Below are 19,300 nucleotides of genomic sequence, written 5' to 3' on the forward strand. Positions count from 1 at the left end.
GCGGATTACAGTTGTCGTCCAATGACGTTGAGGGTTTTCAGGACAACGGCCACGCCTTTGCGTGTGTCCTCTTCATTCAGCAGTTTGAGCAACGCCAGAGTCCCCGGCGCCGCTGACTGTGCCGATACTTCGGCTTTGGCTACGCGCACTGCATTACTGACTGTCCAGGTGGCGGCTGTGCTGCTCTCGAACAATTGCGCGAGTTTTTCCACCATGGCCGGGTCGAGCAGATCGGCGATGTCGGAAACCAGGGAAAGCAGGTCGACAATATTCTCCAGGCGTCCGCCATCGATTAACGGCTGCAGTTTCGCCATCAGTGCAGTGAACCCGGGCGTGGCTGACATTTCCTCGGGCATGTTCATGAGCAATCACTCCTCCCTGTGCAGGGTCAAAGCATTCCCCGGGCCACCGCCCAGTAAAGACCGCGATTGAAGCCGTTTCTGAGCAGACCGCCCAATTTGGTCGGGGGTGTCGGCAATACATCGTGGGCGTAGTCGTACCAGAGTGGCATCCCGGCATTCAGGCCCATTTGTGCTACCGCCTGTACCCGACCGTCGTATACCGAGTTGGGTGCGCCAAGACGGATCTGGGCCGTGATGTTGTTGGCGATCACCGGCGCCTGGTTGTGACAGGCGCCGCCGGCCTTGCTGACCGGCAGGTCGACGGTGTCGCCGATCACGTAGACATTCTCCAGACCGTAGACCTGCAGCGTTTCGTGATTGGTCGGCAGCCATCCTTCATCATTGGCGGCTTGTGAGATGCCGCATTCACGCACCACCTCGACGGCCTGGATTGGCGGGGTAGCCATCAGAATGTCGAAGGGTTGCGCATCGCCCTCGATTGAGTAGGCGATTTTTGCATCAGGATCCACATGGCTCAGGGTGAAGCCGCGCTGAAATTGAATGTTTTTCTGGGCAAAAATGCTCGGCAGAATTTCACCGGTGGGACGCTGCAAGAACAGACAATTGCGCAATAGCTGGGCAACCGTCGGGTAGGTGTAGATGATTTCCACTTGCTCGCGAACGCCCCGGCGACGCAACAGATCATCCAGCATCAATGTCGTTTCCACGGGGGCGATTCCGCATTGGTGCGGGACGTTCGGTGTCTGCGGGAAGGAAACGGTAATGAAAATCCGGCCTTTTTCGATGGTGTTCAGGCGTTGCGCCAGCTGCCGGGCAGGAAGGTATTGATAGAAGTGGTCGCCGGCTTCTTGCAGACCCTCGATGCGTTCCGGCGCCGGCACGCAGCCGGTGGCGATCACCAGAAAATCATAGTCGAAGCGCTTGCCGGTTCGGGTGCGCAATTGCTGCCCGGAAAAGTCGAAACGGGTGACTTCTTCGACATGGAAACTGATTTCCGGGCGCAACAATGAGCGTTCCGCACGTTTGAGTTCCTCTTCGAAGAACTGACTGAACGCCACGTACATGAACGCAGGTTTGTAGTAATGATCGGGAGAACTGGACAGCAATGTAATCGAGACGTCGCCGCGTAGAACTTCGGGATACAGCTTGCCGACCAGTTGATTGGCCAGCATGGTTCCACCTACACCGCCACCGACGATAACTATTCGCTTGCTCATACCTGACCTCCGTGGCCAAGGCAGCTTCGCGTACAGCATCCGGAGATAACGGAAGAAAACTAAGGGCTCCTACAGCAGGCTGGAGAATTTACACACTCTGTTGACTGTATCTGCGCCTCGACAAATCGCCAGTCCGGGCTGACCAGTGGTTGATGCCGGCGCTGCAGCGCCGGCATGCGGTTCAAAGCAGGCTGATCGGATAGCTGATGATCAGGCGGTTCTCGTCGAACTCGTTGTTACTGAAGTCGCGGCGCATGGTCGAGTTGCGCCAGCGCACGTTGAGGTCGCGCAGGGCGCCGCTCTGTACGGTGTAGCCCAGTTCCGATTCGCGGCCCCATTCCTTGCCGTCGGTGATGGTTCCGGTGTGTACGTTGTCGCCGCTGATGTAGCGGTTCATCAGGGTCAGGCCGGGGATGCCCAGGGCGGCGAAGTTGTAGTCGTGGCGCACCTGCCAGGAACGTTCCTGAGCGTTGTCGTAGCTGGCGTTGTAACTGTCGTTGGCCAGGGTGCCGCCGCTGGTGCCGTTGACGCGCATCCAGGCGCTGTCGCCAGTGAGTTTCTGCAGGCCGACGTAGAAGGTGTTGCCGCCGTAGCGGGCCGAGAACATCCCCGACCAGGTCTTGTTGTCGAGTTCGCCGGCGCGGGCGCTGCCGTCGTCCTTGCCGTAGAAGAAACCGAGGTTGGCGCCCAGCGTCCAGTCGCCGAGTGGCTGGCTGTGAATCAGGTTGACGTATTGTTGGCTGTAGATGTCCTTGAGTTCGGCGTTCCACAGGCCGATCTGCGTGCGTTTTTCGTTGAAAACGTATTCACCGCCCTGAAAGTTGAAGCGATCAGAGGTGAACGCCGCTTTGCCGACCATCGACATGTCGCTCATGCTGCTGTCGTCGCGCGGGCTGTTGGCGCGGAACTGCCCGCCATAGAGGGTCAAGCCGTTGATTTCCTTTGAGGTGATCTGCCCGCCCCGGAAGGTTTGCGGCAGCGAACGGCCGTCGTCCGAACGCAGGATCGGCAGCACCGGCATCCATTCGCCGACCTTCACTTCGGTCTGAGAGAGCTTGGCCTTGAACGCGACGTTGGTGCGGCCGAAGTTGTCCGCCGGGCGCCCGTCGTGATCCAGCGGCAGCAGTTGCGTGCCACCGGTGCCTTTGCCGCCATCGAGCTTCACCGAGTACAGGCCCAGCACGTCCATGCCGAAGCCGACGGTGCCTTGGGTGAAGCCGGATTTGGCGTCGAGGATGAAGTTCTGCGTCCACTCTTCAGCCTTGCCCTGAGCCTTGGTCGGGTTGGTGAAGTTGCGGTTGATGTAGAAGTTGCGCAGGTTCAGGTTGACCTTGGCACCTTCGACGAAACCGGCTTCTTCGGCTGCGGCGGGGAGGGCGACGCCGGTCAGGGCCAGGGCGATCAGGCCGGGGAGTGCGTACGGCGCAGTTGGATGAGTCATCGCAGGGTCTCTTGTTATTTTTTTTAGGTCGAACAGAGCCGTTGCCGCCATTTCGGGGCGGGCACGAGCTTGCAGAATCAGGGATGAAGCGGCGGCGATCAGCCGGACGGGACAGGGCGCGGGAGCATGGTGTCGAACCTGTTGTTATTGGTTTTGTGGAGCGAATGGTGCGGGGCGCGGTGGGCGGGATTCAATCGGGGAAAGCGGGTTTCGGGCGATTATCGAACGCAAGATTGAGCCGGGTTTTGTGGTGGTCGATAAGGCGCTATCGCGAGCAGGCTCACTCCTACAATTGGAATGCGTTCCCCTGTAGGAGTGAGCCTGCTCGCGATAGCGCCATTCCAGACAACACATTTGTTTCAGGCAACAAAAAGCCCGCCAAATGGCGGGCTTTTTGTGTTCACCGGATGATCAGAACAGCTTCATCTTCGGTGCTTCTTCTTTCAGCGGTTCGTTCTGCGCGGTCTGCGCATTCCAGCCGCCACCCAGGGCCTTGTACAGGTTGACCGCACTGGTCAGCTGCGCGAGGCGGTCGGTGATCAGCGCCTGTTGTGCGCTGAACAACTGACGCTGGGCGTCGAGGAAGGTCAGGTTGCTGTCGACCCCGATGCGGTAACGACGCTCGGCCAGGCGGTAGTAATCCTGGTTGGCCGCGACGAAGTCACGCTGCGCCTGCAACTGCTCGGTGTAGGTCTGGCGCGCGGCCAGGCCGTCGGCGACTTCCTGGAAGGCGGTTTGAATCGACTTCTCGTAGTTCGCCACGCCAATGTCCTTCTGGATCTTGGCGTAGTCGAGGCTGGCGCGCAGGCTGCCGGCGTTGAAGATCGGCAGGTTGATCTGCGGCTGGAACAGCCAGGTACCCGAACCACCCTTGAACAGACCGGACAGGTCCGGGCTCAGGCTGCCCGCGTTGGCGGTCAGGCTGATGCTCGGGAAGAACGCTGCACGGGCGGCGCCAATGTTGGCGTTGGCCGCTTTCAGGTTGTACTCGGCCTGAAGGATGTCCGGACGACGCTGCAGCAGGTCCGAAGGCAGACCGGCCGGTACGTCGCTGAGCAGGTCATCGGACAGCGGTTTGGCCGCTTGCAGATTGGCCGGGATGCCGGTGCCGAGCAGCAGGGTCAGGCTGTTTTCGTCCTGCGCCACCTGGCGGGTGTAACGCGCCAGTTGTGCCCGGGCGTTCTCGACCGAGGTACGCGACTGCGCCAGGTCCAGCGCCGAAGCCACACCGACTTCGTTGCTGCGGCTGGTCAGCTTGTAGCTTTCTTCAAAGGCACCGAGGGTGTCTTGCGTCAGCTTGAGCAGTTCCTTGTCCGCTTGCCAGGTCAGGTAAGCATTGGCGACGCTCGCCACCAGGCTGATCTGCGTGCTGCGGCGTGCTTCTTCAGTGGCGAAGTATTGTTGCAGCGCTTGTTCGCTCAGGCTGCGAACCCGACCGAACAGGTCGAGTTCGTAGGCGCTGATGCCGACAGTGGCGGAGTAGGAGCTGGTGATGCTCGACTCGCCAGTCTGCGATGCACGGGCCGGCACCCGCTGACGGCTGCCGCTGGCATTGGCCGACACCGCCGGGAACAGGTCGGCGCGCTGGATGCGGTATTGAGCCGCGTAGGCGTCGATGTTCAGCGCCGCGACACGCAGGTCGCGGTTGTTTTCCAGGGATACCTGGATCAACTGCTGCAGGGCCGGGTCATGGAAAAACTGCTTCCAGCCCTGCTCGGCAGCGGCTTGCGCCGGTGCCTGGGCCGGCGAATAGGCCGGCCCCTGCGGGTACTGACCTGCGACCGGAGCCTCAGGCTGCTGATAGTCGGGTATCAGCGAGCAACCGCTCAGCACGAAGGCGGCGACTGCGATGGAGAGTAGCGACTTGCTCATTGGCCAGCCTCTTTAGGAGTTTCTTTAGTTTCATCCTGGTCGGCGTTTTTGCGCTGGCCCATGGACGAAACCGTGACGAAGAACAGTGGGACCCAGAAGATCGCCAGGATCGTGGCCGTCAGCATACCGCCAATTACGCCAGTACCGATGGCATGCTGGCTGCCCGAACCGGCACCGGTCGAGATTGCCAACGGTACAACACCGAGCACGAAGGCCAGCGAAGTCATGATGATCGGTCGCAGACGCATGCGGCAGGCTTCGATCGCCGCATCACGCAAGCTGCGCCCTTGCTCATGCAGTTCCTTGGCGAACTCGACGATCAGAATGGCGTTTTTAGCCGCCAGACCGATGGTCGTCAACAAGCCCACCTGGAAGTACACGTCGTTAGACAGACCGCGCAGGCTGGTTGCCATCAACGCACCGATGATCCCCAGTGGAACCACGAGCATGACCGCGATCGGAATCGACCAGCTTTCATACAGCGCCGCCAGACACAGGAACACCATCAGCAGCGACAAGGCGTACAGCGCTGGCGCCTGCGAGCCGGACAGCCGTTCCTCGTAGGACAGACCGGTCCAGGAGATACCGACACCCGACGGAAGTTTCTTGGCAATCGCTTCGACTTCGGCCATCGCCTCACCGGTGGAATAACCCGGCGCCGGAGCACCCAGCACTTCTACCGCTTCCACACCGTTGTAGCGTGCCAGTTTCGGCGAGCCGTAGATCCACTCGCCCTTGGCGAAAGCGGAGAACGGAACCATGGTGCCTTGGGCGTTGCGTACATACCACTTCTTCAGGTCTTCCGGGCTCATGCGCGAGTCCGGTTGGCCTTGCACGTACACCTTTTTCACTCGACCGCGGTCGATGAAGTCGTTGACATAGCTACTGCCCAAGGCAATCGACAGGGTGTTGTTGATGTCGCTGATGGTAATGCCCAGGGCACTGGCCTTCTCGTCATCGATTTCCAGCTGGAACTGTGGCTCGTCGTTCAAGCCGTTCGGACGCACTTGTGTGAGGACTTTGCTTTGCGCAGCCATGCCGAGGAACTGGTTGCGCGCTTCCATCAGTTTTTCGTGGCCGATACCGGCACGGTCCTGCAGGAATACGTCGAAACCGGTGGCGTTACCCAGCTCCAGTACCGCTGGCGGGGCAAAGGCAAACACCATCGCATCGCGGAAGCTGAAGAAGTGCTGTTGAGCCCGGGCGGCCAGTTTGAACACGCTGTTTTCGGCGTCTCGTTCGCCCCACGGCTTGAGCATGATGAACGCCATACCCGAGCTCTGGCCACGACCGGCGAAGTTGAAACCGGTCACGGTGAACACCGAAGCCACCGCATCAGCCTCACCGCCGTCCTTGTTCGGACGCAGCAGGTATTCACGCATTTCATCGACGACCACCTGGGTACGCTGGGCACTGGAACCGGCCGGGGTCTGTACCTGAGCGAACAGTACGCCCTGGTCTTCTTCCGGCAGGAACGCGGTCGGAATGCGGGTGAACAGCCAGATCATGCCAACGACGATCAGCAGGTAAGCCAGCAGATATGGCGCTTTACGCGACAGCATATTGCCGACGCCGCGTTCGTAGCTCTGTACACCACGGTCGAAATTGCGGTTGAACCAGCCGAAGAAGCCTTTCTTCGGCGTGCCATGCTCGCCTTTCGGAATTGGCTTGAGCATGGTCGCGCACAGCGCCGGGGTGAAGATCAGGGCAACCAGCACCGACAGGGCCATGGCCGAAACGATGGTGATCGAGAACTGCTTGTAGATCACACCGGTGGAGCCACTGAAGAAGGCCATCGGCAGCAATACCGCCGACAGTACAAGGGCGATACCGACCAGCGCACCCTGGATCTGGCCCATGGATTTTTTGGTCGCTTCCTTGGGTGACAAGCCTTCTTCGCTCATCACCCGCTCGACGTTTTCCACCACGACGATGGCGTCGTCCACCAGCAAACCGATGGCCAGCACCATGCCGAACATGGTCAGCGTGTTGATGCTGAAACCGGCGGCGGCGAGGATGCCGAAGGTACCGAGCAATACCACTGGCACGGTCATCGTGGTGATGACGGTGGCGCGGAAGTTCTGCAGGAACAGGAACATCACCAGGAACACCAGCGCAATCGCTTCGACCAGCGTGTGAACCACACCTTTGATCGACTCGGTGACCACTGGAGTGGTGTCGTACGGGAACACCACTTCCATGCCTTGCGGGAAGAACGGCTTGAGGCTGTCGATGGTGTTGCGCAGGGCCTTGGCCGTATCGAGGGCGTTCGCGCCGTTGGCCAGTTTCACTGCCAGGCCGGAAGCCGGACTGCCGTTGAACTGGGCGCTGATCGCGTAGTTTTCACCGCCGAGGCCGACATCAGCCACGTCTTTGAGGCGAACTTGCGAACCGTCCTTGTTGACCTTGAGCAGAATTTCCTTGAACTGCTCGGCGGTCTGCAGACGGGTCTTGCCGATGATCGTGGCGTTGAGTTGCTGACCTTGTACGGCGGGCAAGCCGCCGAGCTGACCCGACGAAACCTGAACGTTCTGCGCAGCGATGGCGGTTTTCACGTCGACCGGGGTCAGGTTGAAGTTGTTCAACTTGGCCGGGTCGAGCCAGATGCGCATCGCGTACTGGGCACCGAAGACCTGAAAGTCACCGACACCGGCGGTGCGCGAAATCGGATCCTGCATGTTCGACACGATGTAGTTGGACAGGTCGTCCTTGGTCATGCTGCCGTCACGCGACACCACGCCGATCACCAGCAGGAAGTTTTTCACTGCCTTGGTCACGCGGATACCCTGTTGCTGCACTTCCTGCGGCAGCAGCGGAGTGGCCAGGTTCAGCTTGTTCTGAACCTGCACCTGCGCGGTGTCGGAGTTGGTGCCTTGCTCGAAGGTCGCGGTAATGGTCATGCTGCCGTCGGAGTTACTTTCCGAGGACACATAACGCAGGTTGTCGATACCGTTGAGCTGCTGCTCGATCACCTGGACCACGGTGTCCTGCACGGTTTGCGCCGAAGCGCCCGGGTAGGTCACGGAGATCGCAATGGCTGGCGGCGCAATGCTCGGGTACTGGTTGATCGGCAATTTGAGGATCGATAGAGCCCCGACCAGCATGATCACCAGGGCAATTACCCAGGCGAAAATCGGACGGTCGATGAAGAATTTTGACATGGGTTACTCCCCTTTGCCGCCGGCGGCTTGGTCAGCTGCCTGTGCGGGGGCCGGGTTCTTTGCGTGAACGTTGGTCGCTTCAGTGGCTTTGACTTCAACACCCGGTTTGACGTACTGCAGACCTTCGGTGATCAGGCGATCGCCGGCCTTCAGGCCATCCTCGATCAGCCATTGGCTGCCGACGGTGCGGCTGGCCTTGAGCTGACGCAGTTCGACCTTGTTGTCCGCACCGACGACCAGTGCGGTCGGCGTGCCTTTGAGGTCACGGGTCACGCCTTGCTGCGGCGCGAGGATCGCGGCGCTGTTCACACCGGCCTGCAACTGGGCGTGGACGAACATGCCTGGCAGCAGGGTGTGATCCGGGTTCGGGAACACCGCGCGCAGGGTCACCGAACCTGTGGTCTGATCGACTGACACTTCGGAAAATTCCAGCTTGCCGTCGAGCTTGTACTGGCTGCCGTCTTCCAGGGTCAGCTTGACTGCGGCGGCGTTGTCGCCGGCCTTTTGCAGACGACCGCTTTCCAGCTCACGGCGAAGCTCCAGCAGCTCTACCGAGGACTGGGTGACGTCAACGTAGATCGGGTCCAGTTGCTGGATCACGGCCATGGCGTCGGTCTGGCCGTTGCTGACCAAAGCACCTTCAGTCACCGAAGAACGGCCGATGCGGCCGGAGATCGGCGCGTAGACCTTGGTGTATTTCACGTTGATCTGCGCACTTTGCAACGACGCTTCCGATTCCATGCGATTGGCCACGGCGGTGTCGTATTCCTGGCGGCTCACGGCCTGCTCGTCGACCAGTTGCTTGTAGCGGTCGGAGATCGACTTGGTCGAACGCAGGTTGGCTTCGGCGCTTTTCAGGGTCGCTTCATAGACTGCCGGATCGATCTGATACAGCTGCTGGCCGGCTTTGACATCGCCGCCTTCCTTGAACAGACGCTTGAGAATGATGCCGTTGACCTGTGGTCGAACTTCAGCGATGCGGTACGCACTGGTGCGCCCGGGCAGTTCGGACGTGAGGGTGAACGCTTGTGGTTGCAGGGTGACGACGCCGACCTGAGGAGGCGGAGCGGCTGGGGCCGCTTCTTCCTTTTTACATCCGCTGAGCAGCGATGCCAGGGCGACGGCAGTGACCAGAGCGGTAACAGCTGGCTTGAATTGCATGAAGATCCTCGGGTCAGGCGCGCACATTGCGCACAAGAAGTGTGAAAGGGTAAAAAAATCGGGTCGAGTGGATAAGTAGCTTGCTAAGGAATATACTTACGTTCATGGTTGTTTGTAAATAGCTTGGCGTCGTACCCACCCTGTTACAAAATGCGTCGCAAGGTTTGAAATTGTAGGCCGGGGAGCCGATTCGTGAGAAATCAGCCCCCTCTTTATTCAGCGGATATTCAGCCATCCCTGAAACATCCTGTTTGAGGTTTTACTGCCATGGTCCGTCGTACCAAAGAGGAAGCTCAGGAAACGCGCAGCCAGATTCTCGAAGCGGCCGAGAAAGCGTTTTATGAAAGGGGCGTGGCCCGCACGACCCTGGCGGATATCGCGACGATGGCCGGCGTTACGCGCGGTGCCATCTATTGGCATTTCAGCAACAAGGCCGATCTGGTGCAGGCGATGCTCGACAGCCTGCATGAACCGCTGGATGAATTGGCCAAGGCCAGCGAGAGCGAGGACGAACTCGATCCGCTGGGATGCATGCGCAAGCTGTTGATCCATCTGTTCCATCAGGTCGCCCTGGATCCGAAGACCCGTCGCATCAACGAGATTCTGTTTCATAAGTGCGAATTCACCGATGAAATGTGCGATCTGCGCCAGCAGCGCCGCACGGCCAGTCTCGATTGCAACCTGCGCATCGGTCTGACCCTGCGTAATGCGGTCAATCGCGGCCAGTTGCCGGAAGATCTCGACACTGCCCGGGCGGCCATCAGCATTCATGCGTATATCGATGGCCTCCTGTATGGATGGCTGTTGGCGCCGGACAGCTTTCAATTGCATGCCGAAGCCGAGCGCTGGGTCGATACAGGACTGGATATGCTGCGCCTGAGCCCCAGCCTGCGCAAATGAAACAAAATGCGTAATTGAATCTGTCCGTGTCAAGACTTGAAGCGGGGAAATGTCCCTGCTTCAAGCCTTTCTGTAATGGGGTGCTTTTATATACGTACGTTGCGCAGGTTGATAGGTAGCGAGCTACGTATTTTGTAGGGGTTTTGTTTCGACTGTGTGAATGAATGTTAACGACTCGGGCAAAATGGGCGTTGAGCAACAGCGTTGTCCGTACCGTTACTGCATAAGCGGGTAACTCTCTATCAGGCCGACGGCGTCATGAATGCGATCATCTTATAACTGTAAGGGTAAACCGGGTTTTCATTTTCCAATGCCGCGCCGCAGTTGATCGGTTCGGCGCCAATAGAGAAAGCATTGGTATCCCAGAAGAGTTCGACCTTTGGAGGCCGGTGCCCCGCCATTTGTCTGTAGCAATAACTGAGCGTGGTGTCGAATTGTACTTTCTGTTTGTAGTTGGTGTAGCAGACGTAAGTGCTGAATACCTCTTTTTTGATATCGTAATCAATAACGATGTCCTGCTTCAGATGAGGATCTCCTTCAAACATCATAAAGACGGTCTGATAGGGGAGGATCTTGTCGATACGCGTCAAGGGTGGGTGCTTTGGAGAGGAATCCTCAAGCCAGAAAGTAGAGTCCGTGGCATTGGTGATTTGCAGAAGGAATGTAAGTTTGTTTGGATCTATATCATTCATTTTTATATAACCTTGCTTGATTAAGTTGGTGGGTTGTAATTGATGAGTTGCTGGGCGGAGCTTAGGTTTATATTGTTCTGATGGCGAATCTTTAAATGTGTGAAAATAAAAAAAGCCCCGCCTCTTTCGAGGCGGGGCTTACTTGTTAGTTGATGTTGTTTACAGCGCTGGATAATCGATGTAGCCGACCGGGCCTTTGCCGTAGAACAACTCAGGACGCGCGTCATTCAGCGGTGCATCGGCCTTCAGACGTGCCGGCAGATCGGGGTTGGCAATGAACGGTACGCCGAACGCTACGGCGTCAGCCTTGCCTTCAGCCAGCCACGCATTGGCGCTGTCCTTGGTGAAGCGTTCGTTGGCGATGTACGCGCCGCCGAAGGCTTCTTTCAGTTGTGGGCCGAGGCTGTCAGCGCCTTCTTTCTCACGAGAGCAGATGAAGGCGATGCCGCGCTTGCCCAGCTCGCGAGCCACATAAGTGAAGGTCTCGGCCAGATTGTCGTCGCCCATGTCGTGGGAATCGGCGCGCGGAGCCAGGTGTACGCCGACACGGCCGGCGCCCCAGACGTCGATCGCCGCGTCAGTCACTTCCAGCAGCAGACGCGCACGGTTTTCCAGCGAGCCACCGTAGTTGTCGGTGCGCTGGTTGGTGCTGCTTTGCAGGAACTGGTCGAGCAGGTAGCCGTTGGCGCCGTGGATTTCCACGCCGTCGAAACCGGCGGCTTTAGCGTTTTCGGCACCGGTGCGGTAGGCGTCGACGATCTCGGCGATTTCAGCGGTTTCCAGAGCTCGCGGGGTCGGGTAGTCGGCCAATGGACGCACCAGGCTGACGTGACCTTCAGGCTGGATGGCGCTCGGCGCGACCGGGGTTTCGCCGTTGAGGTACGACGGGTGCGAGATGCGGCCGACGTGCCACAGTTGCAGGACGATCTTGCCGCCGGCAGCGTGCACGGCTTTGGTCACGTTGGTCCAGCCGCGAACCTGGTCGTTGGACCAGATGCCCGGGGTGTCCGGATAGCCAACGCCCATCGGGGTCACCGAAGTGGCTTCGGACAGGATCAGACCAGCCGAGGCGCGTTGCACGTAGTACTCGGCCATCAGCGCGTTCGGTACGCGGCCTTCATCAGCGCGGCAGCGGGTCAGCGGGGCCATGATGATGCGGTTGGACAGCTCAAGGTCGCCCAGTTTGATCGGATCGAAAATAGTTGCCATGTGTACAACCCTCGTCAGTTAAGTGGTTAATCAGTGGGTAGCAGGGGCCAGACCGGCGTCGCCGTTCTGACGGAAAGTGATCAGGGTCACCAGTAGCGCGAGCACGGCCAGCGCGGCGGCGGCCAGGGGCACGCTGGTCAGGCCGAAACCGTGGGCGATGACGCTGCCGCCGACCCAGGCGCCCAGAGCGTTGCCGATGTTGAAAGCGCCGATGTTCAGGGTCGACACCAGGTTCGGTGCGGCCTTGCCGAAGGTCACCACGTTGACTTGCAGCGCCGGGACGGCGGCAAACGAAGCGGTGGCCCAGAGGAACAGGGTGATTTCAGTCGGGATCAGCGCAACGCTGGTCCAGCTCAGCACGGTGGAGACCACCGCCATCGCCACGAACACGCCGATCAGGGTGGCGCCGAGACGCTTGTCCGCCAGCTTGCCGCCGATGATGTTGCCCACCGTCAGACCGAGGCCGATCAGCAGCAGGGTCCAGGTCACGCCTTTTGGCGAGACACCGGTGACATCGCCAAGCAGCGGCGCGACGTAGGTGAAGAGGGTGAACATCGACGCGGCGAACAGCGCGGTCATGCTCAGCGAAAGCCAGATGCCGGCGCCTTTGAGGGCGGCGAGTTCGGCGCGCATGTCGAGTTTTTCCTCGTCACGCTTGGCCGGCAGGAAGCGGATCAGACCGATCAGCGCCACTACACCAATCACGGTTACCGCCCAGAAGGTCGAACGCCAGCCGGCTTCCTGGCCCAGCGCCGTGCCCAGCGGTACACCGAGCACGTTGGCCAGGGTCAGGCCGGTGAACATCAGCGCCACGGCCGACGCCCGTTTGTTCGGCGCCACCAGCCCGGCGGCTACTACAGAACCGATACCGAAGAACGCACCGTGGCACAGCGCGGTGACGACACGGGCAAACATCAGCACGTTGTAGTCACTGGCGATGGCACACAGCAGGTTACCGACGATGAAAATGCCCATCAGCGCTACCAGTGCGGCCTTGCGCGGCAGTCTGGCGGTGGCCAGTGCCATGAACGGCGCACCGATGGCCACGCCCAGGGCGTAACCGGTCACCAGCCAGCCGGCGCCGGGAATCGACACACCGAGGTCGGCCGCCACATCGGGCAGCAGGCCCATGATGACGAACTCGGTGGTGCCGATGGCGAAGGCACTCAAGGCCAGAATGAGTAGCGAGAGGGGCATTTGAATCAATTCCTTGTGGGAGCGCTGAGCTCTTTGACGATGGCGTCGAGGAACGCCTGGATCACGTCCTCGTTGCGTTTGAAGAAGTGCCACTGGCCGGCTTTCTGGCTGCTGATCAGACCTGCGCGTTGCAGGGTCGCCAGGTGGGCGGAGACGGTCGACTGCGACAGGCCGCAGCGTTGATCGATCTGCCCGGCGCAGATGCCGTACTCGTGGTTGTGAATCTGCTCAGGAAACTGGGCTTTGGGGTCTTTCAGCCAGATGAGGATGTCTCGCCGTACTGGGTGCGCCAGGGCTTTTATTATTTCGTCGAGGTCGAGGTTCATGGCTTTATGCTCGTGATGTGTAGCGCTATATCGCGATGAGGCGAATTTTAAATCGGTATTTCGCGATATACCAATATGAATTTGATCTGACGACCGCATAAATCGGTATATCGGGTTATAACGATACGTGTGCTGTAACGATGAAAGCGCGCAGTGCTAAGCTGCGCCCATGAACTATCTCGCACATTTACACCTCGGAGGCCAGCACCCCGAGCAATTACTCGGCAGTCTGTATGGCGATTTCGTCAAAGGACGCCTGCAAGGGCAGTTTGCGCCGCAGATTGAAGCGGCGATTCAGCTGCATCGGCGGATTGATGTGTTCACCGATCGCCATCCTTTAGTGGACATCGCCCTCGGGCGTTTCACCCAGACCCGGCGGCGTTATGCCGGGATTGTCCTCGATGTGTTTTTCGACCATTGCCTGGCGCGCGACTGGACGCTGTACGCCGATGGGCCGCTGGAGCATTTCACCCGCGACGTTTATCGGGTGCTGTCGAATGAACGGCAATTGCCCGAACGCCTGGCGAAGATCGCGCCGCACATGGTTGCCAATGACTGGCTGGGTTCGTACCAGGAATTTGAAGTGCTGGAGCAGGTGTTGCGCGGGATCTCCCGCCGCCTGACCCGGCCTGAGGAGCTGGCGGGGGCGATGCAGGAATTGCGGCGGTTGTATGAACCGCTGAGTGAGGACTTCGCGTTGTTCTACCCGCAATTGCAAGACTTCGCACAATCCTCAACAACACCGTAGAACCCTGTGGGAGCGGGCTTGCTCGCGAATGCGGTGGATCATCCTTCAAAAATGTTGAATGACACACCGCCTTCGCGAGCAAGCCCGCTCCCACAGGGGGGATCTGTGTTTCAGGCAGCGATCAATTCGCCGGCGCGACGCGGTTCGGCCGGTTTGGCCACCTCTCCAAACAACGCCTTGTGCACCACCTGCTGCGCTTCGAACGCCAGCGCCGCGCGCTCGCGGCCCTGACAGGCGATCGGCTTGAGCAGATGCACCTCGACATCGCCGCAATCGTTGCTGAACAGACGCATCAGGTGTGACAGCAAATCATCGTCGCCAATGAACGGCGCCAATGTGTCGATCTCGCCATTGCGCAGATAACGGATCGCCACCGGTTGCAGCATCACCTCCGAATCGATGGCCGCCGACAGCAGGCGACCATGAAAGGTGCGCAGCGAGCGGCCATCGGTGGTGGTGCCTTCCGGGAACATCAGCAGCGGATGTTGCGTTTGCAGGTGACGGGTCATCTGTTTGCGGATCAACTGGCTGTCACCCGAACCGCGACGGATGAACAGACTGCCGGCCTTCGCCGCCAGCCAACCGGCTACCGGCCAGGTGCGCACTTCGGCCTTGGACAGAAACGACAGCGGCGTGAGCATGCCCAGCAGCGGAATGTCAGTCCATGACACATGATTGCTGACCCACAGCATCGGCTGCTGCGGCAACTCGCCGTGCACGGTCACGCGAAAGGGCAGGGCATGGCTCAGACGCGCCATGAAAAACCGCGACCAGCGCTGCCGGCGTTGCATCGAGTGCGCCAGGCCCAGACGTTCGAACACGCCGAACACACTGGCCATGGTCAAGCCCAGCGCCACCACCAGCAGCACCCGCGCGATTCGCGCGTACACGCGCAACCGGCTCATCACACGGCCGCCTTGAAGTGCCTGGCGTAGCGCGGGCAGAGTTCGTCGCGCTTGAGCAGGATGAACACGTCGGCGACCTGGAAGTCTTCGTCCCAGCACGGCTCGCCGCAGATCTTCGCACCCAGACGCATGTAGGCCTTGAGCAGCGGCGGCATTTCCGCGATTACGTTCGATGGAATGTCCAGCGACGGCAGCGGTTTCTTCGGTTCGGCGCGCAAGTGTTCGGTGCACAGATAACGTTCGCGCAGACGCTGCATGATTGCGTGGGCCTGCACGCCGCCGTCCTGCATCGGAATGCTCGCGCAACCCATCAGATAACTGTAGCCGCCCTGATTCAACACTTCGGCCAGTTCACCCCAGAGCACGGCGATGGTGCCGCCGTTGCGGTAGGCCGGGTCGACGCAGGTGCGGCCGATTTCGAGGATCGGGCCTTGCAGATGCGCCAGGCCATGCAGGCTGAATTCTTCTTCGCTGTAGAACTTGCCCAGACTGCTGGCGGCGGTGTGATCGAGCAAACGAGTGGTGGCGACCAGACGCCCGGTGTTCAGGTCACGCACGCCGATGTGGCTGCAGTGAACATCATAGTCATCCATGTCCAGACCCAGTTCCGCGCCTTTCAGCTTGGCGTTGAACTCGCCGCTGAATACGCTGAAGCGCAAGGCCTGGGCTTGCTGCAAGGCCTCGGCGCCGATCAGGCGTTCGGCTTGCAGGCGGCGTTCATTGCCGGTGTCGCTGATGCGGGCGATCTGAGTCATTTGAATCTCCGTACGGGCCTTGAACCCGTCGTGGGTTGCAGCCGATCGACTTTCTTTATGCAGCCATGTTGTGCAAAGTCAGGCTATGTAGCCCCGGTGTCATCACCGTGAACGTTTGGTGATGCTTGTATGACAGCCCTCAAGGAGCCTCTTATGCCCTGGCCCAGCCTGCTCGAAAGTCATGAACGTCTGCCCGCCGTCGCTGATCTGGCGGAAGGTTTCGCCACCTTGTTGCAGCAAGTGGGCAACGTGACGCCGTTCGAACTGGCGGTGGCCGGAGGGCGGCGCATGGCGACGCCGGGGCTGGCATTTCTGGTGGGGTATCAGGCGGCGTTGCGCATGCTCTGGCCGAGCGCGCCGCCAAGTCTTGGCGCGTTGTGTGCGACCGAGCAGCGCAGCCTGCGCCCGGCGGACATGCAAGCCCGTCTCAGCGATTTGCGCCTGAGCGGGCGCAAGGATTTCGTTACCGCTGGGGATGCCGCGGACTGGCTGCTCGTCGCCGCGCGCAGTGAAGAACCCGGCGAAACACCGCGCCTGAGTCTGGCGGTGGTCTATCCCGGCGAACCCGGCGTGCGCGTGGAAAAACTCCCGGCGCTGCCGCTGATGCCGGACATCAGTCACGGTCGGCTGCATCTGGACGGCGCGTTGTGCGAGCTGCTCGCGGGGGATGGCTGGGATGCTTATGTGAAGCCGTTTCGCACCCTGGAAGATGTCTACGTGCTGAGCGCGATGACCGCGTGGCTGTACGGCGTCGGTCAGGACAGTGGCTGGTCGCAGCCGCTGTTGTTGCGCTTGCTGGCGCTGCTGGCCGGGTGTGCGGAAGCGAGTCGCCAGCCACCGAACAACCCGGCGGGGCATGTGTTGCTGGGTGGTTTGTTTGCGCAGTTCGATGCGCTGAAGGGCGAGATCGATCAGGCGTTGCGCGCGGGTAATCCGGAGTGGGCGGCGATGTGGCAGCGTGATCAGTCGGTGATGCAGTTGGCGGCGGGGGCGCGGGCCAAGCGCTTGGCCAAGGCTTTGGCGGTGGGCTGACTGGCCTTTTCGCGAGCAAGCCCGCTCCCACCCTTGGAATGCGTTTCAAATGTGGGAGCGGGCTTGCTCGCGAAGGCGGCCGCAAAAACACCACACATCTGTCATGTGGCAAGACTACCCTCAGGTTCTCCCCAAGAGCCCTCACCATGTGCAAAAGTCTGTCCCTGTTTCTGCTGCTGATCAGCTTCACGGTCCAGGCCGAGCAATGGCCCGGTGAACAATGGCCGATTGGCGCCAACATCAGCGGCGCCGCGGTCGAGGCATTAGAGACCTACGCCTTCCCACCCCGCGACGACACCACCCGCCAGGGCATCCGCACCGACGCTCTGCTGATCATCCGCGACGGCCAGGTTATCTACGAACGCTACGCCGGCCCGACCCGTGTCGATACCCCGCACCTGACCTGGTCGATCAGCAAAAGCCTGATGGCCACGGTACTTGGTGTGGCATCTGGCGAAGGCCTGTTCAAGCTTGATGATCCAGTTTCAAAATTCTACCCGGCGCTGGAAAAACACCCGGCGATCACCGTGGCGGATCTGCTGCACTGGGCATCCGGCCTGGACTGGCAGGAAGACTACGAATATGCCCCGCTGAAATCCTCGGTGGTGGCGATGCTCTACACCCGTGGGCACCGCGATATGCCTGCGTTCACCGCCAATCACCAAGCTTATGCGCCACCGGGGCAGGCGTTCCGTTACTCCAGTGGCGACAGCAATCTGCTGGCGGCGGCGCTGAAGAACATGGTTGGCCCGCAGCGTTATCCCGACTATCCATGGACCGCGTTGTTCGAGCCGCTGGGCATCCGCCACGCCGTGTGGGAAACCGATGCCGGCGGTACGTTTGTCGCGTCCTCTTATGCCTATCTCACGGCGCGGGATCTGGCGCGGGTCGGTCTGCTGATGGCTCGCGACGGACGTTGGCACGACCGGCAATTGCTGCCCAAGGCTTGGGTCGCCTTCAACCGCACTGCCTTTGCCGGCTACAAGGCGCATCAGGACGAAGCGGTGCCCGGTGGTCAGTGGTGGCTCAATCGCCCGGCGGATGGCGCCGCCGCGCCGTGGCCCGACGCGCCGCCCGAGACCTTCGCCGCCCTCGGCCACTGGGGCCAGGCGCTGTATGTGATCCCCAGCGAGAAACTGGTGATCGTGCGTTACGCCGATGACCGCGACGGCAGCTATCGCCACAACGAACTGCTCAAACGCGTACTCAAGGCGGTGCAGCCATGAAGCTGTTGAAGCGGGTGTTGCTGCTGGCGCTGATCGTGCTGCTCGGCTGGCTCTGGCTCGAACGGGAAAACCTCTGGGCGTTCCCCGACATCATCAGTGCCTACACGGCGAAGGAATATTGTTCGTGCCGTTATGTGATGAACAACGACGCCGAGTATTGCCGGGGCTATGTGAAACAGTGGCTGCCGACCAGCGGCTTTACCGATGACAGCGCCAGCAAAACCATCACCGTCAGCGGCATGGGTCGCAGCAATCGTGCGCAGTGGCTGGGCGAACGGCAGGGTTGCCGCCTCAATCCTCAAGTCAATAGATAACCCTGTGGGAGCGGGCTTGCTCGCGAATGCGGTGTGCCATTCAGCATTTGTGTTGACTGACTCACCGCCTTCGCGAGCAAGCCCGCTCCCACAGGGACTTTTACCAATCGATAGATTTGCGGCGATCAGTTTGCAATAACGGCGTAGGCGGTTAAGGTTCGTGCAGGTTTATCGCCCCCACGAGTATTCAATGTTCAACCGCTCCCTCTATACAGCCTTTGCCAGTCTGCTGCTGGCCGCCGCCGCACTGCCGGCGCAGGCCAACTGGTATCTGGACGGCGAGTCGTCGCGGCTGTCGTTCGTCAGCACGAAAAACGCCCACATTTCTGAAGTGCAACGCTTTCTGGTGCTGCACGGCAAAGTCGATCCCAGCGGTCGCGCCGAGGTCGAAGTCGAGCTGGACTCGATCAACAGCGGCATCCCGCTGCGCGACGAGCGCATGCGCAAGGAGCTGTTCCAGATCGAGCAATTCCCCGAAGCGACCATCAGCACCCAGATTGACCTGCGCCCGATCAACGATCTGGCCCCCGGTGCGCAACTTGAGTTGCGTCTGCCGCTGACCGTCAATCTGCACGGCAAGCAACATGAATACCCGGCGGAGTTGCTGGCAACCCGTCTCGATGACCGGCGTTTTCAAGTGGTGACCCTGGAGCCGCTGGTGATCAACGCCGAGGATTTCGATCTGGCGCCGGGGCTGGAAACCCTGCGTAACCTGGCCGGGTTGTCGGCCATCAGTCTGTCGGTGCCGGTGGGTGCGGTGCTGATCTTCACGGCGCGCTGAC

General features: G+C 60.3%; 18 protein-coding genes. 6 read left to right on the plus strand and 12 right to left on the minus strand.

The annotated features are described in order from the left end of the window. Positions 1-5: 5 nt before the first annotated feature. The 6 genes from ACS4NR_RS00940 to emhA form a co-directional block, all read right to left on the minus strand. The gene (locus ACS4NR_RS00940; protein ID WP_095138480.1) at positions 6-362 is read right to left on the minus strand and encodes a DUF1641 domain-containing protein; all 357 of its coding nucleotides are present in this window, start codon (positions 360-362) and stop codon (positions 6-8) included. 26 nt (positions 363-388) lie between these two features. Continuing rightward, complete coding sequence (locus ACS4NR_RS00945; RefSeq protein WP_115986218.1) at positions 389-1,579, minus strand: NAD(P)/FAD-dependent oxidoreductase; 1,191 nt, start codon at positions 1,577-1,579, stop codon at positions 389-391. 181 nt (positions 1,580-1,760) lie between these two features. Continuing rightward, positions 1,761-3,020 (minus strand): OprD family porin, encoded by a 1,260-nt coding sequence (locus ACS4NR_RS00950; protein WP_456018883.1) that lies wholly within the window; start codon positions 3,018-3,020, stop codon positions 1,761-1,763. A 411-nt stretch (positions 3,021-3,431) separates the two neighbouring features. Next, on the minus strand, positions 3,432-4,892 hold the full coding sequence (gene emhC / locus ACS4NR_RS00955) for an efflux RND transporter outer membrane subunit EmhC (protein WP_115986216.1): 1,461 nt from the start codon (positions 4,890-4,892) through the stop codon (positions 3,432-3,434). Continuing rightward, positions 4,889-8,053, minus strand: coding sequence for an efflux RND transporter permease subunit EmhB (gene emhB / locus ACS4NR_RS00960; RefSeq protein WP_443533126.1), 3,165 nt, complete (start codon positions 8,051-8,053; stop codon positions 4,889-4,891). The genes emhC and emhB overlap by 4 nt, the downstream gene beginning before the upstream one ends. A gap of 3 nt (positions 8,054-8,056) precedes the next feature. Continuing rightward, positions 8,057-9,214, minus strand: a complete 1,158-nt coding sequence (emhA, locus tag ACS4NR_RS00965; protein WP_095138485.1) for an efflux RND transporter periplasmic adaptor subunit EmhA — start codon at positions 9,212-9,214, stop codon at positions 8,057-8,059. A 267-nt stretch (positions 9,215-9,481) separates the two neighbouring features. Here emhA and emhR point away from each other — a divergent pair, with 267 nt between their 5' ends. Beyond that, positions 9,482-10,114, plus strand: a complete 633-nt coding sequence (gene emhR / locus ACS4NR_RS00970) for an efflux system transcriptional repressor EmhR (protein ID WP_027614407.1) — start codon at positions 9,482-9,484, stop codon at positions 10,112-10,114. A 242-nt stretch (positions 10,115-10,356) separates the two neighbouring features. On the opposite strand, the gene ACS4NR_RS00975 is transcribed toward emhR, so the two are convergent. The 4 genes from ACS4NR_RS00975 to ACS4NR_RS00990 form a co-directional block, all read right to left on the minus strand. Next, positions 10,357-10,806 (minus strand): hypothetical protein, encoded by a 450-nt coding sequence (locus ACS4NR_RS00975; RefSeq protein WP_095138486.1) that lies wholly within the window; start codon positions 10,804-10,806, stop codon positions 10,357-10,359. A 159-nt stretch (positions 10,807-10,965) separates the two neighbouring features. After that, the gene (locus ACS4NR_RS00980; RefSeq protein WP_456018884.1) at positions 10,966-12,015 is read right to left on the minus strand and encodes an alkene reductase; all 1,050 of its coding nucleotides are present in this window, start codon (positions 12,013-12,015) and stop codon (positions 10,966-10,968) included. 30 nt (positions 12,016-12,045) lie between these two features. Next, positions 12,046-13,212, minus strand: a complete 1,167-nt coding sequence (locus tag ACS4NR_RS00985; RefSeq protein ID WP_003222434.1) for an MFS transporter — start codon at positions 13,210-13,212, stop codon at positions 12,046-12,048. A gap of 5 nt (positions 13,213-13,217) precedes the next feature. Further along, complete coding sequence (locus ACS4NR_RS00990) at positions 13,218-13,538, minus strand: ArsR/SmtB family transcription factor (protein ID WP_003222436.1); 321 nt, start codon at positions 13,536-13,538, stop codon at positions 13,218-13,220. Positions 13,539-13,707: 169 nt separating this feature from the next. On the opposite strand from ACS4NR_RS00990, the gene ACS4NR_RS00995 reads away from it, so the two are divergent. Further along, positions 13,708-14,286: an acyl carrier protein phosphodiesterase gene (locus tag ACS4NR_RS00995; RefSeq protein ID WP_456018885.1), complete on the plus strand. Its 579-nt coding sequence runs from the start codon at positions 13,708-13,710 to the stop codon at positions 14,284-14,286. A gap of 110 nt (positions 14,287-14,396) precedes the next feature. On the opposite strand, the gene ACS4NR_RS01000 is transcribed toward ACS4NR_RS00995, so the two are convergent. Beyond that, entirely contained in the window at positions 14,397-15,191 is a 795-nt protein-coding gene (locus ACS4NR_RS01000) for a lysophospholipid acyltransferase family protein (RefSeq protein WP_456018886.1), read from the minus strand. Beyond that, complete coding sequence (gene olsB, locus ACS4NR_RS01005; protein ID WP_166497128.1) at positions 15,191-15,946, minus strand: L-ornithine N(alpha)-acyltransferase; 756 nt, start codon at positions 15,944-15,946, stop codon at positions 15,191-15,193. Before olsB ends, ACS4NR_RS01000 begins: the two co-directional genes overlap by 1 nt. Before the next feature lie 153 nt (positions 15,947-16,099). Between olsB and ACS4NR_RS01010 the strand changes: the two genes are divergently transcribed. The 4 genes from ACS4NR_RS01010 to ACS4NR_RS01025 all read left to right on the plus strand — a co-directional run bounded on the left by ACS4NR_RS01010 (position 16,100) and on the right by ACS4NR_RS01025 (position 19,299). Next, positions 16,100-16,978: an acyl-CoA dehydrogenase gene (locus ACS4NR_RS01010; RefSeq protein ID WP_456018887.1), complete on the plus strand. Its 879-nt coding sequence runs from the start codon at positions 16,100-16,102 to the stop codon at positions 16,976-16,978. A 146-nt stretch (positions 16,979-17,124) separates the two neighbouring features. Then, complete coding sequence (locus tag ACS4NR_RS01015) at positions 17,125-18,204, plus strand: serine hydrolase domain-containing protein (RefSeq protein WP_456018888.1); 1,080 nt, start codon at positions 17,125-17,127, stop codon at positions 18,202-18,204. Then, on the plus strand, positions 18,201-18,518 hold the full coding sequence (locus ACS4NR_RS01020) for an amidase (RefSeq protein ID WP_456018889.1): 318 nt from the start codon (positions 18,201-18,203) through the stop codon (positions 18,516-18,518). Before ACS4NR_RS01015 ends, ACS4NR_RS01020 begins: the two co-directional genes overlap by 4 nt. A gap of 190 nt (positions 18,519-18,708) precedes the next feature. Continuing rightward, positions 18,709-19,299, plus strand: a complete 591-nt coding sequence (locus tag ACS4NR_RS01025) for a YceI family protein (RefSeq protein ID WP_095138494.1) — start codon at positions 18,709-18,711, stop codon at positions 19,297-19,299. Position 19,300 lies beyond the last annotated feature (1 nt).

It is taken from the genome of Pseudomonas sp. JQ36, from assembly GCF_053851495.1.

What these genes read in the sequence shown, in the direction of transcription:
- ACS4NR_RS00940 (WP_095138480.1), bottom strand. Translation starts at nt 362, where the DNA reads ATGAACATGCCCGAGGAAATGTCAGCCACGCCCGGGTTCACTGCACTG.
- ACS4NR_RS00945 (WP_115986218.1), bottom strand. Translation starts at nt 1,579, where the DNA reads ATGAGCAAGCGAATAGTTATCGTCGGTGGCGGTGTAGGTGGAACCATG.
- ACS4NR_RS00950 (WP_456018883.1), bottom strand. Translation starts at nt 3,020, where the DNA reads ATGACTCATCCAACTGCGCCGTACGCACTCCCCGGCCTGATCGCCCTG.
- emhC (WP_115986216.1), bottom strand. Translation starts at nt 4,892, where the DNA reads ATGAGCAAGTCGCTACTCTCCATCGCAGTCGCCGCCTTCGTGCTGAGC.
- emhB (WP_443533126.1), bottom strand. Translation starts at nt 8,053, where the DNA reads ATGTCAAAATTCTTCATCGACCGTCCGATTTTCGCCTGGGTAATTGCC.
- emhA (WP_095138485.1), bottom strand. Translation starts at nt 9,214, where the DNA reads ATGCAATTCAAGCCAGCTGTTACCGCTCTGGTCACTGCCGTCGCCCTG.
- emhR (WP_027614407.1), top strand. Translation starts at nt 9,482, where the DNA reads ATGGTCCGTCGTACCAAAGAGGAAGCTCAGGAAACGCGCAGCCAGATT.
- ACS4NR_RS00975 (WP_095138486.1), bottom strand. Translation starts at nt 10,806, where the DNA reads ATGAATGATATAGATCCAAACAAACTTACATTCCTTCTGCAAATCACC.
- ACS4NR_RS00980 (WP_456018884.1), bottom strand. Translation starts at nt 12,015, where the DNA reads ATGGCAACTATTTTCGATCCGATCAAACTGGGCGACCTTGAGCTGTCC.
- ACS4NR_RS00985 (WP_003222434.1), bottom strand. Translation starts at nt 13,212, where the DNA reads ATGCCCCTCTCGCTACTCATTCTGGCCTTGAGTGCCTTCGCCATCGGC.
- ACS4NR_RS00990 (WP_003222436.1), bottom strand. Translation starts at nt 13,538, where the DNA reads ATGAACCTCGACCTCGACGAAATAATAAAAGCCCTGGCGCACCCAGTA.
- ACS4NR_RS00995 (WP_456018885.1), top strand. Translation starts at nt 13,708, where the DNA reads ATGAACTATCTCGCACATTTACACCTCGGAGGCCAGCACCCCGAGCAA.
- ACS4NR_RS01000 (WP_456018886.1), bottom strand. Translation starts at nt 15,191, where the DNA reads ATGAGCCGGTTGCGCGTGTACGCGCGAATCGCGCGGGTGCTGCTGGTG.
- olsB (WP_166497128.1), bottom strand. Translation starts at nt 15,946, where the DNA reads ATGACTCAGATCGCCCGCATCAGCGACACCGGCAATGAACGCCGCCTG.
- ACS4NR_RS01010 (WP_456018887.1), top strand. Translation starts at nt 16,100, where the DNA reads ATGCCCTGGCCCAGCCTGCTCGAAAGTCATGAACGTCTGCCCGCCGTC.
- ACS4NR_RS01015 (WP_456018888.1), top strand. Translation starts at nt 17,125, where the DNA reads ATGTGCAAAAGTCTGTCCCTGTTTCTGCTGCTGATCAGCTTCACGGTC.
- ACS4NR_RS01020 (WP_456018889.1), top strand. Translation starts at nt 18,201, where the DNA reads ATGAAGCTGTTGAAGCGGGTGTTGCTGCTGGCGCTGATCGTGCTGCTC.
- ACS4NR_RS01025 (WP_095138494.1), top strand. Translation starts at nt 18,709, where the DNA reads ATGTTCAACCGCTCCCTCTATACAGCCTTTGCCAGTCTGCTGCTGGCC.